Source organism: Chryseobacterium sp. MYb328, assembly GCF_037572595.1.
GTDB lineage: Bacteria > Bacteroidota > Bacteroidia > Flavobacteriales > Weeksellaceae > Chryseobacterium > Chryseobacterium pennae.
In genome coordinates, this window is the sequence record NZ_JBBGZQ010000023.1 from 75163 (window position 1) to 88629 (window position 13467).

Here is a 13467-nt window from a genome sequence, read left to right on the forward strand (position 1 = left end):
TAACCATGAAAGATGAAATTACAATCACAGTGACAGATCAGACCGGTATTCAACATACCCTGATCTGTCCACTGGAGATGGGACTTACTTTAAAAGATATCTGTAAAGCCTACGAATTACCTATGGAAGCCATGTGCGGCGGAATGGCCATGTGTGCCACCTGCCATTGCTATATTCTGAATGGAGCGGCCTCATTGTCTGAAAAAAATGATGTGGAAGAGGCCCTTCTTTCGGAGCTTTTTACCTCTAAGGAAATCAGCAGGTTAGCATGCCAGATCTATCTGACTGCTCAAATGGATGGACTTTCCATAGAAATTGCAGCAGATTAACAGATTCAAGATAAAGTTTGCACAGTTTATGATGTAATAAATTGGTGGAACTGTTTTAATTAAGTTTAGTAGGGATTTCTAAAACAGTACAATGTTGAAGGAATCCCTTTTTTATAACATTTTAAAAATAAAAACTATGGCTATTAAAATAACAGATGACTGCATCAACTGTGGTGCCTGTGAACCGGAATGCCCTAATTCAGCCATTTACGAGGGAGCCATCGACTGGCGTTGGCAGGATAAAACCAAACTTTCAGGTAAAGTAACTTTCCCGGACGGTACAGAAGCAGATGCCGGAACTTATAATCAGGCCGTTTCAGATGACGTCTATTATATTGTATCCGGAAAATGTACGGAATGTAAAGGTTTTCATGAAGAGCCTCAGTGTAAGGCTGTATGCCCGGTAGACTGCTGTATTGATGATCCGGATCATCGCGAAACAGAGGAAGTATTGTTTGACCGGCAGCATTTCATGCACGGCGCTTAATTCAAAACTATGAATTACTATAGTTATTCTGTCTTTCTAAATTAAATTAACCACATAGAAGTCTATGTGGTTAATATTTTTTATTTCGCTTACCTATTTTGCTTTAATCTCATTATAGATCTTTTGAGTAAAAGAGGTATCAAGATGAACATCTGCTCCATATTTTAAAACCGCTCCGGCAAACAGTTCCAATTCATTATCTTTCTTTCCGGAATGAATATCTAATTGTAAAGAGGTTGGAGTTTCAAAAGGAAATGTAGACGCTTTTTCAAAAGTTTTTTCTATAATATCTTCCGCAAGCTGGATTTGTTTTTTATCGGCAATCTGCTTTATTTCTTTCATAATTTCCGTGGCTTCGTGTTTCTGTTCTTCATCTGCACAAACAGTTCCTATAGATGAATTATGTTTCGCAGTTACCAGTCCGAAGCTTGCAATGAAAATAAATTTAGTCCAGATATCCGTTAAAGAATTGTCTTTAAAATCAAAATCTATTTTACTTTCCTGAAACAAATCCGTTACCCATGCAACATCATTGGAAAAATGCTCAGGATCTCTTCCCACAATCATCTTTCCTGCTTTTCCTTTATGCTCTACCGTTCCTCTTTCTTTAATATGAGATGCCACATAAATACAGGTTGGCAGAATAACATGGTCCGGAATCATTTTTCTGATTCTGTCATAAATATCTGCACCATTCATCATAGGAAGGAGTATTGTATCTTTAGTAATAACCTCTTTAAGCTGTCTGCAGACATTTTCAAGATCATATTCTTTTACACAGATCAAAACCAGATCAGGATTTTGAATATCAGTGATATTTTGCACAATAGCATTAGGATGAGTGCGGTCATTGGGATGTTCCGGTGAAAGTAAAACCAATCCGTTTTCTTTTACTTTATTATAAGTTTCCCCTCTTGCCACAAAGGAAACGGTATATTTTTCCGAAGTCTCATTAACCTGATTGATCTTAAAACCAAAATATCCGCCTACTCCTCCTAATCCTACAACTACAATATGCTTTTTGTTCATGAAATTATTTTTGACAAAGATGGATGACAAATTTGAATCTACCACTTGACAAATGAAAAGAAATGATAATTTGAAAGACAATATTGGAAGAGGGAGGCTGGAAGCTGGAAGTTATGGAGGTCCCAAAATAAGTTTTATTCTATTTTAACAGATTTTCATGAGTTTGTTGAAAATCGCGAAGGCGCAAATGGTTTTGAATGCTGAGAATATTTTTAAGGCGCAAAGATTTTATCTGCGATAAAATTGTATGCTGCAGATTTGATAATGCATATTTAAATAAAAAAACCATCAGAAGCAATCCGTCTGCAATAACTTCCAACCTCCAGCTTCCCACTTCCCACTTCCAGCTTTATTTATGAAAGCTTGATCAAATAAAAAAATTATCAGGAGTGATCCGTCTACAATAACTTCTAACCTCCAGCTTCCCACTTCCAGCCTTTATCCATGAAAGACTTAATCAAGTAAAAAAATTATCAGGAGTGATCCGTCTACAATAACTTCGAACCTCCAGCTTCCCACTTCCAGCCTTTATTCATGAAAGACTTAATCAAGTAAAAAAATTATCAGGAGTGATCCGTCTGTAATAACTTCCAACCTCCAGCTTCCCGCTTCCAGGCTTTATCCATGAAAGACTTAATTAAGTAAAAAAATTATCAGGAGTGATCCGTCTGCAATAACTTCCAACCTCCAGCTTCCCACTTCCAGCCTTTATTCATGAAAGACTTAATCAAATAAAAAAATTATCCGGAGTGATTCGTCTGCAATAACTTCCAACCTCCAGCTTCCCACTTCCAGCCTTTATTCATGAAAGACTTAATCAAGTAAAAAAATTATCCGGAGTGATCCGTCTGTAATAACTTCTAACCTCCAGCCTCCCACTTCCAGCCTTTATTTATGAATATCTCTTCTGATTCTGCTGAGCGAGCTATCCTTAATTCCAAGGAAGGAAGCAATCATCTTTAATGGAACATGTTGAAAAATATCAGGGTCTTTCTTCATCAGGTTAGAATATCGGGTTGATGCTTTCTGGCTTGCCATTTCTATGAGCCGGTCGTGAATATTGTAATAATTCAAGACAAAAAGAAGTCTGCTGAACTCCCGGAATTCTGGAATATTGTGAAAGTTATGCTGTACGTTTTCCAATCCGGTTTCCCAGAATGTACAGTCGGTAACAGCCTGGTAGATCTCTTTAGTAGGCTGCTGTCTGAAAAAAGATAAAAAATCATTTACAAAGCAAGGGGCAGCATAAATATTAGTGGTAATTTCCTCATTGTCTTCATTCAGCAGATACGAACGTACATATCCTTTTTCAAGGAAATAAGTCTTTGTACTAATAGTATTTTGATCCAACAGGACAGCATTCGCCTTTAATTCGAATGGCTTGAAGGTTTCCGTGATTTTCTCAACCACTTCATGTCTGATACTGAACAGGGAATGGAAATAATTATTGATCGATGATTTATCCATTGGAAATTACAATACTATCTATTTTGGCCATCTAAAATAGGGATAATTCTGTGAATTCAGTGAAACTATACATTGAAGATCAAGTGAGGCACCACTCCGGCAAAAATTCTTTGAATTTTTGCCACCCGTCCAGTGGAGGGGAATGATTACGTCTTCCACTGTAATATCAGTAACTATTAAATTGTACCTTCCTCGTTACAACTTAGCCTAACTTAACAGCCTTAGTGGCAATAAAGGTTGGCAGATATTGATCAATTAAAAACCTTGGATGGGGCTGCATTTCTTCTGTAAAATCTGCAATCACAAAGCCCGCTTTCATTTGACCGCCAATCAGATCAGAAAGAGTATGTCCAAAAACCAATGCTTCCTGATTCTCCATTTTTCTGGCAATTTGTTCCTGATTCAGATCTCTTATATCTGCATACGGTAAAGTATATTTAGGTCTGATAATTCCATCTGCCATATCCTTTGGATTGCGATCTGCTACAAAAACCACCGGATTGAAAAAGCTGGCCAATAAAGAACCGCCTTTTTTCAAAACTCTGTAAGCTTCTTTCCAGACAGGATTTACATCTTCCACATAATGATTGGATATGGGATGGAAAACAATATCGAAAGACTCATCTTCAAAAACACTGAGATCTCTCATATCTCCCTGAACTGTTTTCAATGATAATCCGTCACGCTCTGCAACCCGCTCATCCTGCTTCAACTGCTCTTCTGAGATATCAAAAACTACAACATCCGCTCCCACTGCTGCCAGTACCGGAGCCTGCTGTCCACCTGCAGATGCCAGACATAGGATTTTCTTTCCTTTTACAACTCCCAGCCATTCCTTAGATAAAGGTTTTGGAGTGAGATGTACCTCCCACTTCCCTTCTTTTGCATTATTGATCAGCTCTGCACTTACAGCCTGAGACCATTCGTTCTGTTCCAGTGCCTGTTTATTCCAGGCTGACTCATTATGATGTAAAAAGTCAATTTTTTCTTCTTGCATAGTATTATCTTTTTCATTGGCATTATAAAAACATTTACATGCATTACAATATTCAAATATAGAGACTTTACAGCCTGTCTATGTTGAAAAGACTATCCATTTTCATGAAAAGGACTGCCAAGCAATTATATTTTGGCTGTATTCGATTATTTTATTACAGAAAAGGCCTTTAAATATTTAGCTTAAAAACTCTATTTCAAAATGTATTTTCATTTCTTATCCAAGGTTGAGAATATTATCTAATCCCTAATTTTATTTATCTTTATATCGATCAAAAAAGATTATTAATGAATGACTTTATATTGAAATCTCAACGTTTAACCTTACGTACATTCAAAGTAAGTGATGTTTCAAATGTTCATCATATGCTCTTACAACCTGAAAGTACGCTATTTAATCCCAGTTCTTACTCTGAAGATAAAAAGGAAACTCAAAAGTTAATCAATATCTGGAGGTCAGAAGCAGAAAGCGGGCAAAGCCGCAAAAAGTTTACGTTTTTAATAGAAACAACTACTGGCTGTACCTTTGTAGGCATTATTGCCATTGATCTTATTAAACTTCATTACAAAAATGCTGAAACATGGTATAAGCTCAGCCCTGAAATCTGGGGAAAAGGCTATGCAACAGAGGCACTGGAAAGAATCATCCGGTTTGGTTTTGAAGATTTGAAGCTCCATAGAATTGAAGCAGGCTGTGCTGTTGATAATATTGCCTCTTATAAAGTCATGGAAAAGTGTGGAATGATAAGGGAAGCCCACCGCAGAAAATTACTTCCCTTAAAAAACGGATGGAGTGATAATTACGAATATGCTATTCTTGAAGAGGATTATTTTTCAAAACAATAACTCTATAAAAACTAAACTCCTGCAAAGTATAATAATCTTTACATGATCCTGTATCTATCTTCTGTTAAACATATAAAAGCCTACTTGTAAAATTAATTTTATAGAAGTAGGCTTAGATTTAAAATCGAAATAAAATATTAATCAGGCAATTTCTATTCAAAATTACATTGCACTCTTATGATATATTTTTACAAGCTGATCCAAAAAGATAAACAGCTTGGCATTCATTTCCCGGTAGTCAAAACTGCGGATTTCATCCGGACTTTGTACAAACTTATATTGAGAACTTTTCAATACAAGCTCCTCATCCGAAGCAATAAGCTGTTCCACCACTTCAGGAGTAAGCTCCATATGGCATTGAAACCCATATACCAGATCAGAATAGGCAACAATTTGTCTTGGGCAGCCTTTACTTGTTGCCAAAATTTTACTTTGAGCAGTCAGCCCGGGCATATCATTATGCCAGTGTCCTACAGAAAGAGTTTGACCAAAATGAGAAAGCTTTTCATCTCCTAATCCTTCCTCTGTAAGTTCTATAGGAAAAACACCGATTTCTTTTTCCGGGCTGTGGCTATAGGAAGCACCTAAAGCCTCACCTATCAGTTGAGAGCCAAGACAGACTCCTACAACGACTTTCCCACCATTGATTGCTTTCTGAATTAAATCAGTTTCAGCTTTGGCATTAAAGTGAGGACATTCTTTCTGAGTAGTAGACGGATTTTGTGGACCTCCCAGAATAATAAGTACATCAAGATGATCAGCTGTTTCAGGCAATAGCTGATTATCATATATCTTAGAAAATGTAGCATGATATCCTCTCGTCATTGCCCAATCCAGATATGCTCCGGGGGCTTCAAATACTTCATGTTGTATAAAATGTATATTCATATTCTCTCTCTTTTATTCTGAGTGGACAAAAATACAGGATCTACAATGTTTGCAGGTGATACAGATTTTTTTAACCCAGATGGTCCAGTGGGTATCAGTATGTCTTTTAACTCCTGAAAAGTCTATGATTTCATCTAAGCTTTACAGCTTAACCACTACTTTTCCTATCGTACGTCCTGTTTCAATTTGTTGGTGTGCTTTTGCTATTTCATCGAAAGCAAATACATGAGAAATATGAGGCTTTATAACTCCTTTTTCTAACAAGGATGCGATTTTACTCATATCCTTTCCACTAGAATATACAGACATAAAATAACAGGCATGCAGATTCTTTTCCCCTGCTAATCTTTCGTCTTCCTCAGTATATCCGGATGGCAAAGCAACAATAGTCCCGAAAGGTTTTAAAACCTTAACTGATTTCTGAAAGTTTTCTCCGCCAACAGCCTCCAAGACAAAATCAAGATCATAAAGAACTTCGTCGAAATGACTCACTTTATAATCAATATGCTGATCTGCTCCCAATTCCAGAATAAAATCCCGGTTAGCAGCTGAAGAGGTGGCAATAACAAAAGCTCCCATATGTTTGGCAATTTGTACGGCAAAATGTCCTACTCCTCCTGCCGCAGCATGAATGAGTACTTTATCAGTGGATCTCAGTTTACCATAGCTGTCAAATGCCTGCCAGGCCGTCAATGCAGCCAAAGTACTGGCGGCAGCCTCATTGTGAGTGATATTGTTGGGTTTAAAAGCCAAATGTTCTGCCGGAGCAGCCACATATTCAGCATAGGCTTTCCCATGTCCGGCAAAATTAATCATCCCGAAGACCTCATCTCCTACCTGAAATGAAGTTACTTCACTTCCTGTTTCAACAATAACCCCGGAAATATCCCAACCTAAAATCAATGGGTTATATTTTGCTAAGCCTTCTGCTAATGGGGCTTTTCGGCTGCGTACTTTGACATCTACCGGATTAATACTGATGGCTTTCACTTTAATCAGTACTTCATTGTTTTTGATGCTTGGTTTTTCAATTTCTCTTTCTACAAGATGTTCTACACCACCAAATCCTTCTAATACAATTGCTTTCATAGTATTTCACATTATAATAGCAAAAATAGACTGATTTTAAGCATTAAAACAGGTATATTTCGTTCACGTTTGGGTATATTTTAAATGCCACGAATACACGAATCCCTTTTTCATTCGTACATTCGTGGCATCAAAAGCTAAAATCTATGATTAAAAACCTTTATATCGATGGTGATGGAGAATATTCTGACTGATCAAACACTCTTCCTGTCTTTACTTCTTTGATTCTGATAATTTTATTCCCCTTTTTTGTTACGTCAAGGGTTATTTTTTCCTTTTTAGGATCTTTTTTATCAGAAATCGTCATTTTATTTCCTTTCAGTTCGATGGTATCATAGTCATCATATTTTACAGTATACCCAAGAAGAATTATACGATCATCACCTTTATCCGGCTTTTTAAAACTTACTGTTTCAAGCGGATAATTGGAAATAATACGTACGGCATACATTCCACTGAAGTCATAGATTCTTTCCACAAGATCATCAGGAGTAAAGGTGGTTAATGTTTCAGGCTCATTCTTCCATCTGAATGCTGTATTACCATCCATTTCTGTAATAAAACTCTCCGGTTTTTTGGGAGTGGGTGGAGCATATTCTACTTTTTTAGGAGGCGGTGGCGCCATTTCTCTATTTTTCTTCTTCTGAGCAGATGCAGCCATAGAAAACAACATAAAAAACAGGATAAACAGGTATTGGGATATTTTCATTTTGTGATTGTTTTTAAAGTAAATGAGTATCTCAGACAGAACTCCTATCAAATTTACTCTTTTTTTATATTCAAACTGAATAAGTCATTTTTTTCAACATTCTCACTAAATCTCAAACCTTCGCTATACCTTATACAAAATTCTGATTTACAGCAATATAACAACAAAAATACACTAAAAAAACATAAACCTAGTGTTATTTCAGCAAGTCTATTCCGTCCTGATTTTGAACATTTTTAAAAGGTTTTTGGTAAGAAAGTGAACTCTAAAATAATGTAAATTTGCTATACTCAATGAAGAAGTCTCTTTACATATCAATTACTTTCATACTTGTCCTGTTTTTTACATTACTACTGGGATTTGCCAACCACAAGAAAAGTAATATTTCTGTTCGTTCTTCAGAGAATCAAATAAGTTTTAAAGTATCTAATTCTGTTCAGCAGCATGACCTTTTGTTCATCACGTCTATCGCTGAAAATGATTTTGATGCCGATAAGACTTTTTTTGAGTTGCCTTTCGTCCTTTTTGAAAAAGAAATGTTTTCATGGGGATCTGCCTTACACTCTAATATGGTAATGAATTCTGAAACAGAATTGATACATCATTATCATCTTCCCAAATACCTTTTATTCCATAATTTAAAACTTTACGCTATAAATACAGCTCTGTAGACTCCATTCAGAAAAGGTTTTACATCTATTTTTTTCATTAAGATTATCCGAAAAATTCAGGTAATCAGTTTCACCTATAAAAATATAAGCTATGCATGAATTAAGTATAGTGAAGGATATCTTTGACACTTTAGAAGAGCATTATGACGCTAAAGTAGAGGATATTCAGCAGGTTCAGGTAACGGCAGGACTGTTATCCAATGTTCAGCCTGTCCTGATTCAGAATGCGTTTGATGCCTTCATTACCGACCATCCGTACTATCAGGAAATGGAACTTGAAGTACTCGTTAACGATATCATTGCTCACTGTAGCCAATGCAACAAAGATTTCCAGGTCAGGTACCACAAATTTGTCTGTGAAGACTGCGGAACTCCTTCCGCAAATATTGTTCAGGGAAACGAACTCTTTATTTCAAAAGTAATTTTTAAACAAAAAGACCATTAATATGTCAACAGCTAATCCAAAAAGTTTAGGAAACCGCGTAGGATCGGTTCAGTGTGATAATACCACTCTACATTTACTAAAGGCTAATGATTTTGTAGCCAAAGCCATCAGAGACCGTTTAAAGGATGTTTGTGTCATCAATGTATGTTCATCTCCGGGATCCGGGAAAACAACTTTAATGCAGGAAACCGGAAAAAGACTGGCTCAGGAGCTTAATATTTCAATCCTTGTGGGTGATCCTGAAACAGAACGTGATGCGATCAGAATGCGTGAAGCAGGAATCAATGCCCTGCAGATTGTAACCGGTGGAATGTGCCACATTGAAGCTCAGATGATTCTTCAGGCCTTAGATCATATCGATTTAGAAGGTCTGGATTTATTATTCATCGAAAATGTAGGAAACCTTCTTTGCCCGTCTGCATTTGACCTTGGAGAAGATTATCGTGTTACACTTCTGGCTTCTACCGAAGGAGATGATAAACCTAAAAAGTATCCTCGTATGTTCTTAACCAGTGAACTGATGCTTGTTTCCAAGGCAGATCTACTTCCTTACGTTCCATTCTCTGTAGAAGCGGTAACAAAAGATGCCCATGAAGTAAACCCTAACCTTGAAGTAATGACCATCAGCACTTTAAACGGCGACGGAATTGACGAATGGTGCAACTGGCTGAAAGAAAAAGTAACACTGAAAAAAGAAAGCGCTAAAGAAGCTTAATATGAATACAGTACAACCAGTCGTAATTGATGAAGTAAAAAGTGGATTGCATCTAAATGATCCTGCCCCTGACGTTCTGGAACTCGAATGGTTTGAAAACAAAAAACAAAAACTAACCCGGACCACCAGATCCGGGCTGGTTTTGGAACTGAGATTAGGAAATACCAAGGAATGGCACCAGGGAGACAGCTTATACAATAATGGACAACTGATTGCTACCATTCACTTTAAAACCTGTCTTACCATAAGCTTTCCCACAGAAAATGAAGCTGAAGTGGCAGACTTCTGTTATTTTATCGGGAATCAGCATCTGCCGGTATTTTTGACCCCCAATCAACAGTTTGCCGTGCCTTATGACGGAAGACTCTATGAACAGTTGTCCTTCAGATATGGAGCCCGTATTCAGCTCACTGATGCCCAGCTTCTATCCCATCAATCCTTACGATATCTGGCAAAAAATAGAACACATGAAAATTAAAAGTCTGTATATTACAGGATTTGCAGCACTGCTATTAGCATTACAAAGCTGTAATAATCCTCAAAATTCCAATACCAAAGAAACCTCAGCTAATGCGGAAGTATCTGCAACAGACAGCAGAGGTAAAAAAATTACTCTTCCTCATGAAGCGATGCGGATTGTTGTTTTATATAATGCATTGGTAGATGATGTTTATATGCTTCAGGCAAGTGAAAAAATTGTAGGAATTCCCCAGCAGATTTATGAAATGGAAGACACTTACAGCTTTCTTTCCAAGCTTGATGACCGTATTAAAAACAAAAGCATTGCCACTCCTACTTTTGGCGGACAGTCCAGTAATGCGGAAAGTATTGTTGGCCTAAAACCTGATTTGGTGCTAACCTTCAATACAGATCAGGATAATATCAATCAAATTGAAAATCTTGGCATTCCGGTATTTACTTTTTCTTCTTTAAATGATGAAAAGATTCTTGATGAGCTGAAAAATGTAGGGAAACTGCTTGGAAAGCAGAAACGGGCTGAGGAAGTGACTGGATATGTTGCTGAAGAAGTAAAAAAAATGAGAACATCCCAAGCCACATCTCCTAAAAAAATCTACTACGCCTGGTCAAAAGGGCGTATTATGTCCACTTCAGGAAAAGGAAGCCTTATTGATATGGCCATTACCCTTTCCGGGGCTCAGAATGCTTGTCCTGTTCCGGTAGAAGCACCCAATATAAGTGCCGAAACCATGTACAAATGGAATCCCGATCTTATTATTCTTTGGAATTCAAAACTATCGGATGTTTATAGCCTTAAGGAATTGGAAGCGCTTCCTGCTGTAAAAAACAAACAGGTCTTTGTGATGTCTCCATCATTTCCGTACGATCCCCATACCGTGAAGTTTATGTTGTTTGCCAAACAGCTCCGTCACTGGTGCATGCCTGAATATACGCAGGAACAGCTGGATCAGGATGTAAAAAAAGCTTTTGAAATGATCTATGGTAAAAAAGGATTGATCTGATGATTAAAAGCATTAAAACAATCTCTTTATTAATACTGTTGCCGGTTCTGCTTGTGTTTGTTTCACTGATTATAGGTTCCAGCCAGAATATTGGTATGGGCGAGCTGTTTCATCACATCACTCTGGAATTGGGTATGTCTAAAGATGAAGCGGCTCTTCAGGGAAGCCTGCATACGATCTTATGGCAGGTACGTTTACCACGGATTGTCCTTACTTTCCTGGTAGGAGCCTCTCTGGCCTCTGCCGGAGGAGTTCTGCAGGCTGTTTTCAGAAATCCTATTGTTGATCCGTTTACATTGGGAATTTCTTCAGGTTCTGCATTCGGTGCAGCATTGGCCATGTTATTTCCTGTAATGGCAGTTAATATTTCGGCATTTGTTTTCGGAGTCGTGGCAGTGGTCATTACTTATCTTGTCTCATATGCCGGAGCCAAAACATCCATTGTCAGTATGGTTCTTGCCGGAATGATCGTATCCGGAGTATTTACAGCTTTCCTTACTGTTTTACAATATCTGAGTGATCCCTATAAATTACAGGCAATTGTACAATGGACCATGGGAAATCTGCATACTGCTTCCTGGCAGAAAGTTTATACAGCAGTATTTCCGATCCTTATCGGTCTAACAGTGATTGTTATTCTTCGATGGAAGCTCAATCTTTTAGCCTTAGGAGACCATGAAGCTATGGCAGTCGGAGTTAACCCAACAGTTTTAAAACTAATTCTTATGGCTGTAGCAACCATGATTACAGCTTCCTCTGTGGCAGCCGTTGGAGTCATCAGCCTGTTTGGGTTGATTGTTCCCCATATCAGCAGAATGATTTTTGGACCGAATAACAGCATTACCGTTTGGGCTAATATCAGTATCGGTGGAGCATTTTTATTATTGATTGATGATTTTTCGCGTACCGTAATGCCTTTTGAAATTCCGATTGGGGTCTTTACGATGATTATCGGAGCGCCAATTTTTATTTATTTAATGCGTAGAAACGCTATAAACTGGAACTCATGAACAGTGTGATTAATATAGAACAGCTTTCTTTTGATTATGGAAAAGACCAGGTTCTGAACCATGTCAATGCAAAATTTCCAAAAGGAAAATTATCCGTTATTCTGGGAAGAAACGGAAGTGGTAAATCAACCTTATTTAAGATCATTGCCGGACTGGAAAAGAACTACAAAGGAAACGTATGGATTGCTGATAAGGAACGTCGAAAAATAAAAATAGGAACTATCTCACCTGTCCGTATCGGATTTTTAACCCAGTTTCATCAGACCACTTTTCCCTTTAAGGTTTTTGATGTGATCTTAACCGGTAGAGCTTCTTTTTCAAAATTTTCACCCAGACAATCGGATTATCAGGAAGTAGAAACCATCCTTCAAAAATTTAATTTAACTCATTTAAAAGATAAACCCTACACTTCTCTTTCCGGTGGAGAACGTCAATTGGTGCTACTGTGCCGGGTATTGGTTCAGAAACCGGATATTCTGATGCTGGATGAACCCACCAATCATCTGGATCTGCATTATCAAGTCGCTGTACTGGGAGTCATTCGTCAGTTGGTGAATGAAGGAACTACGGTTTTATGTGTCATGCATGATCCCAATCTTGCTTTTCTGTTCGGTGATGAATTTTTTGTGATGCGCCATCATGAACTGGTTGCTGTTCAGTCATTAAAGAAAGATGAATTAAAGCAGCTTCTTGAAGAGACCTATGAAGTTCCGCTACTTGCCCTGGATAATCAGGGAACCCCAATGTTTGCGCCCCAATTAAAATAAAATATATGAAAAATCATGAAGAAATAACAATTTCATTGGTACAGGATTATCAGGTATTTGAAGTACTTCCCTATGTCATGGAATTCAGACGTCAGTTGTATCCTTTGCTGGATCCGTTAATCGTACCTAAAGATCTGGTCAATTTTGAACAGAATTACCTTCACTCTCCCATCGGAGCTTTTTTACAGGCCCGGACTTCCAATGGAAAGCTGATTGGGGTGATCGGCATGATGCCTTTTGATTATCGTTTCCCTCATCTGGATATTGATGAAAAGACAACTGTAGAAGTCGCCAGACTATTTGTTAATCCTGAATACCGGAGAGCAGGAATTGCTACTCTCTTATTTCAGGAACTGGCTAAAACCGCACAACAGAAAAATATAAAAAGATTATATCTGCATACCCATCCTTTTCTGCAGGGAGCTTATGATTATTGGCTAAAACAGGATTTTAAACTTCTGAAATCCTGCTACGAAGGCACTTATCCTACTCTTCACATGGAATTAATGATTTCCGCAGAATAATAAATACTACAACA

At 37.6% G+C, this 13467-nt stretch carries 17 protein-coding genes; 11 read left to right on the forward strand and 6 right to left on the reverse strand.

Annotated features, from left to right (window positions below):
- Positions 1-5: 5 nt before the first annotated feature.
- Both WH267_RS19690 and WH267_RS19695 read left to right on the forward strand, forming a co-directional pair.
- Positions 6-329 carry a 2Fe-2S iron-sulfur cluster-binding protein gene (locus WH267_RS19690; protein ID WP_115973310.1) on the forward strand — a complete coding sequence of 108 codons (324 nt, stop codon included), beginning with the start codon at positions 6-8 and terminating at the stop codon, positions 327-329.
- Between the two features lie 136 nt (positions 330-465).
- Positions 466-816, forward strand: coding sequence for a 4Fe-4S dicluster domain-containing protein (locus WH267_RS19695; protein WP_115973322.1), 351 nt, complete (start codon positions 466-468; stop codon positions 814-816).
- 93 nt (positions 817-909) lie between these two features.
- Here the strand turns inward: WH267_RS19695 and WH267_RS19700 are convergent, their stop codons facing one another.
- From WH267_RS19700 to WH267_RS19710, 3 genes are all read right to left on the reverse strand, one after another.
- A complete protein-coding gene (locus WH267_RS19700; protein ID WP_340010470.1) occupies positions 910-1845 on the reverse strand; it encodes a ketopantoate reductase family protein in 936 nt (311 codons plus the stop codon).
- An 888-nt stretch (positions 1846-2733) separates the two neighbouring features.
- Positions 2734-3312, reverse strand: coding sequence for a Crp/Fnr family transcriptional regulator (locus WH267_RS19705; protein WP_123319544.1), 579 nt, complete (start codon positions 3310-3312; stop codon positions 2734-2736).
- 202 nt (positions 3313-3514) lie between these two features.
- Positions 3515-4309: a class I SAM-dependent methyltransferase gene (locus tag WH267_RS19710; RefSeq protein WP_340010473.1), complete on the reverse strand. Its 795-nt coding sequence runs from the start codon at positions 4307-4309 to the stop codon at positions 3515-3517.
- 287 nt (positions 4310-4596) lie between these two features.
- On the opposite strand from WH267_RS19710, the gene WH267_RS19715 reads away from it, so the two are divergent.
- Positions 4597-5154, forward strand: a complete 558-nt coding sequence (locus WH267_RS19715) for a GNAT family N-acetyltransferase (RefSeq protein WP_340010474.1) — start codon at positions 4597-4599, stop codon at positions 5152-5154.
- A gap of 162 nt (positions 5155-5316) precedes the next feature.
- Here the strand turns inward: WH267_RS19715 and WH267_RS19720 are convergent, their stop codons facing one another.
- From WH267_RS19720 to WH267_RS19730, 3 genes are all read right to left on the reverse strand, one after another.
- A complete protein-coding gene (locus WH267_RS19720) occupies positions 5317-6042 on the reverse strand; it encodes a type 1 glutamine amidotransferase (RefSeq protein WP_340010475.1) in 726 nt (241 codons plus the stop codon).
- A 141-nt stretch (positions 6043-6183) separates the two neighbouring features.
- The gene (locus tag WH267_RS19725) at positions 6184-7131 is read right to left on the reverse strand and encodes an NADP-dependent oxidoreductase (protein ID WP_340010476.1); all 948 of its coding nucleotides are present in this window, start codon (positions 7129-7131) and stop codon (positions 6184-6186) included.
- Between the two features lie 160 nt (positions 7132-7291).
- The gene (locus WH267_RS19730; protein ID WP_340010478.1) at positions 7292-7840 is read right to left on the reverse strand and encodes a hypothetical protein; all 549 of its coding nucleotides are present in this window, start codon (positions 7838-7840) and stop codon (positions 7292-7294) included.
- A 293-nt stretch (positions 7841-8133) separates the two neighbouring features.
- Here WH267_RS19730 and WH267_RS19735 point away from each other — a divergent pair, with 293 nt between their 5' ends.
- The 8 genes from WH267_RS19735 (at position 8134) to WH267_RS19770 (ending at position 13453) form a co-directional block, all read left to right on the forward strand.
- Positions 8134-8511 (forward strand): hypothetical protein, encoded by a 378-nt coding sequence (locus tag WH267_RS19735; RefSeq protein ID WP_340010479.1) that lies wholly within the window; start codon positions 8134-8136, stop codon positions 8509-8511.
- A gap of 91 nt (positions 8512-8602) precedes the next feature.
- The gene (locus WH267_RS19740) at positions 8603-8956 is read left to right on the forward strand and encodes a hydrogenase maturation nickel metallochaperone HypA/HybF (protein WP_115972341.1); all 354 of its coding nucleotides are present in this window, start codon (positions 8603-8605) and stop codon (positions 8954-8956) included.
- A gap of 1 nt (position 8957) precedes the next feature.
- Positions 8958-9671 (forward strand): hydrogenase nickel incorporation protein HypB, encoded by a 714-nt coding sequence (gene hypB / locus WH267_RS19745; RefSeq protein WP_340010480.1) that lies wholly within the window; start codon positions 8958-8960, stop codon positions 9669-9671.
- A 1-nt stretch (position 9672) separates the two neighbouring features.
- On the forward strand, positions 9673-10149 hold the full coding sequence (locus tag WH267_RS19750; protein ID WP_123319552.1) for an urease accessory protein UreE: 477 nt from the start codon (positions 9673-9675) through the stop codon (positions 10147-10149).
- On the forward strand, positions 10139-11152 hold the full coding sequence (locus WH267_RS19755) for an ABC transporter substrate-binding protein (protein WP_340010481.1): 1014 nt from the start codon (positions 10139-10141) through the stop codon (positions 11150-11152). The genes WH267_RS19750 and WH267_RS19755 overlap by 11 nt, the downstream gene beginning before the upstream one ends.
- Entirely contained in the window at positions 11152-12162 is a 1011-nt protein-coding gene (locus tag WH267_RS19760; protein WP_115972345.1) for a FecCD family ABC transporter permease, read from the forward strand. Before WH267_RS19755 ends, WH267_RS19760 begins: the two co-directional genes overlap by 1 nt.
- Positions 12159-12929: an ABC transporter ATP-binding protein gene (locus tag WH267_RS19765; RefSeq protein ID WP_340010483.1), complete on the forward strand. Its 771-nt coding sequence runs from the start codon at positions 12159-12161 to the stop codon at positions 12927-12929. Before WH267_RS19760 ends, WH267_RS19765 begins: the two co-directional genes overlap by 4 nt.
- A gap of 5 nt (positions 12930-12934) precedes the next feature.
- Positions 12935-13453, forward strand: a complete 519-nt coding sequence (locus tag WH267_RS19770; protein WP_340010485.1) for a GNAT family N-acetyltransferase — start codon at positions 12935-12937, stop codon at positions 13451-13453.
- Positions 13454-13467: the final 14 nt, after the last annotated feature.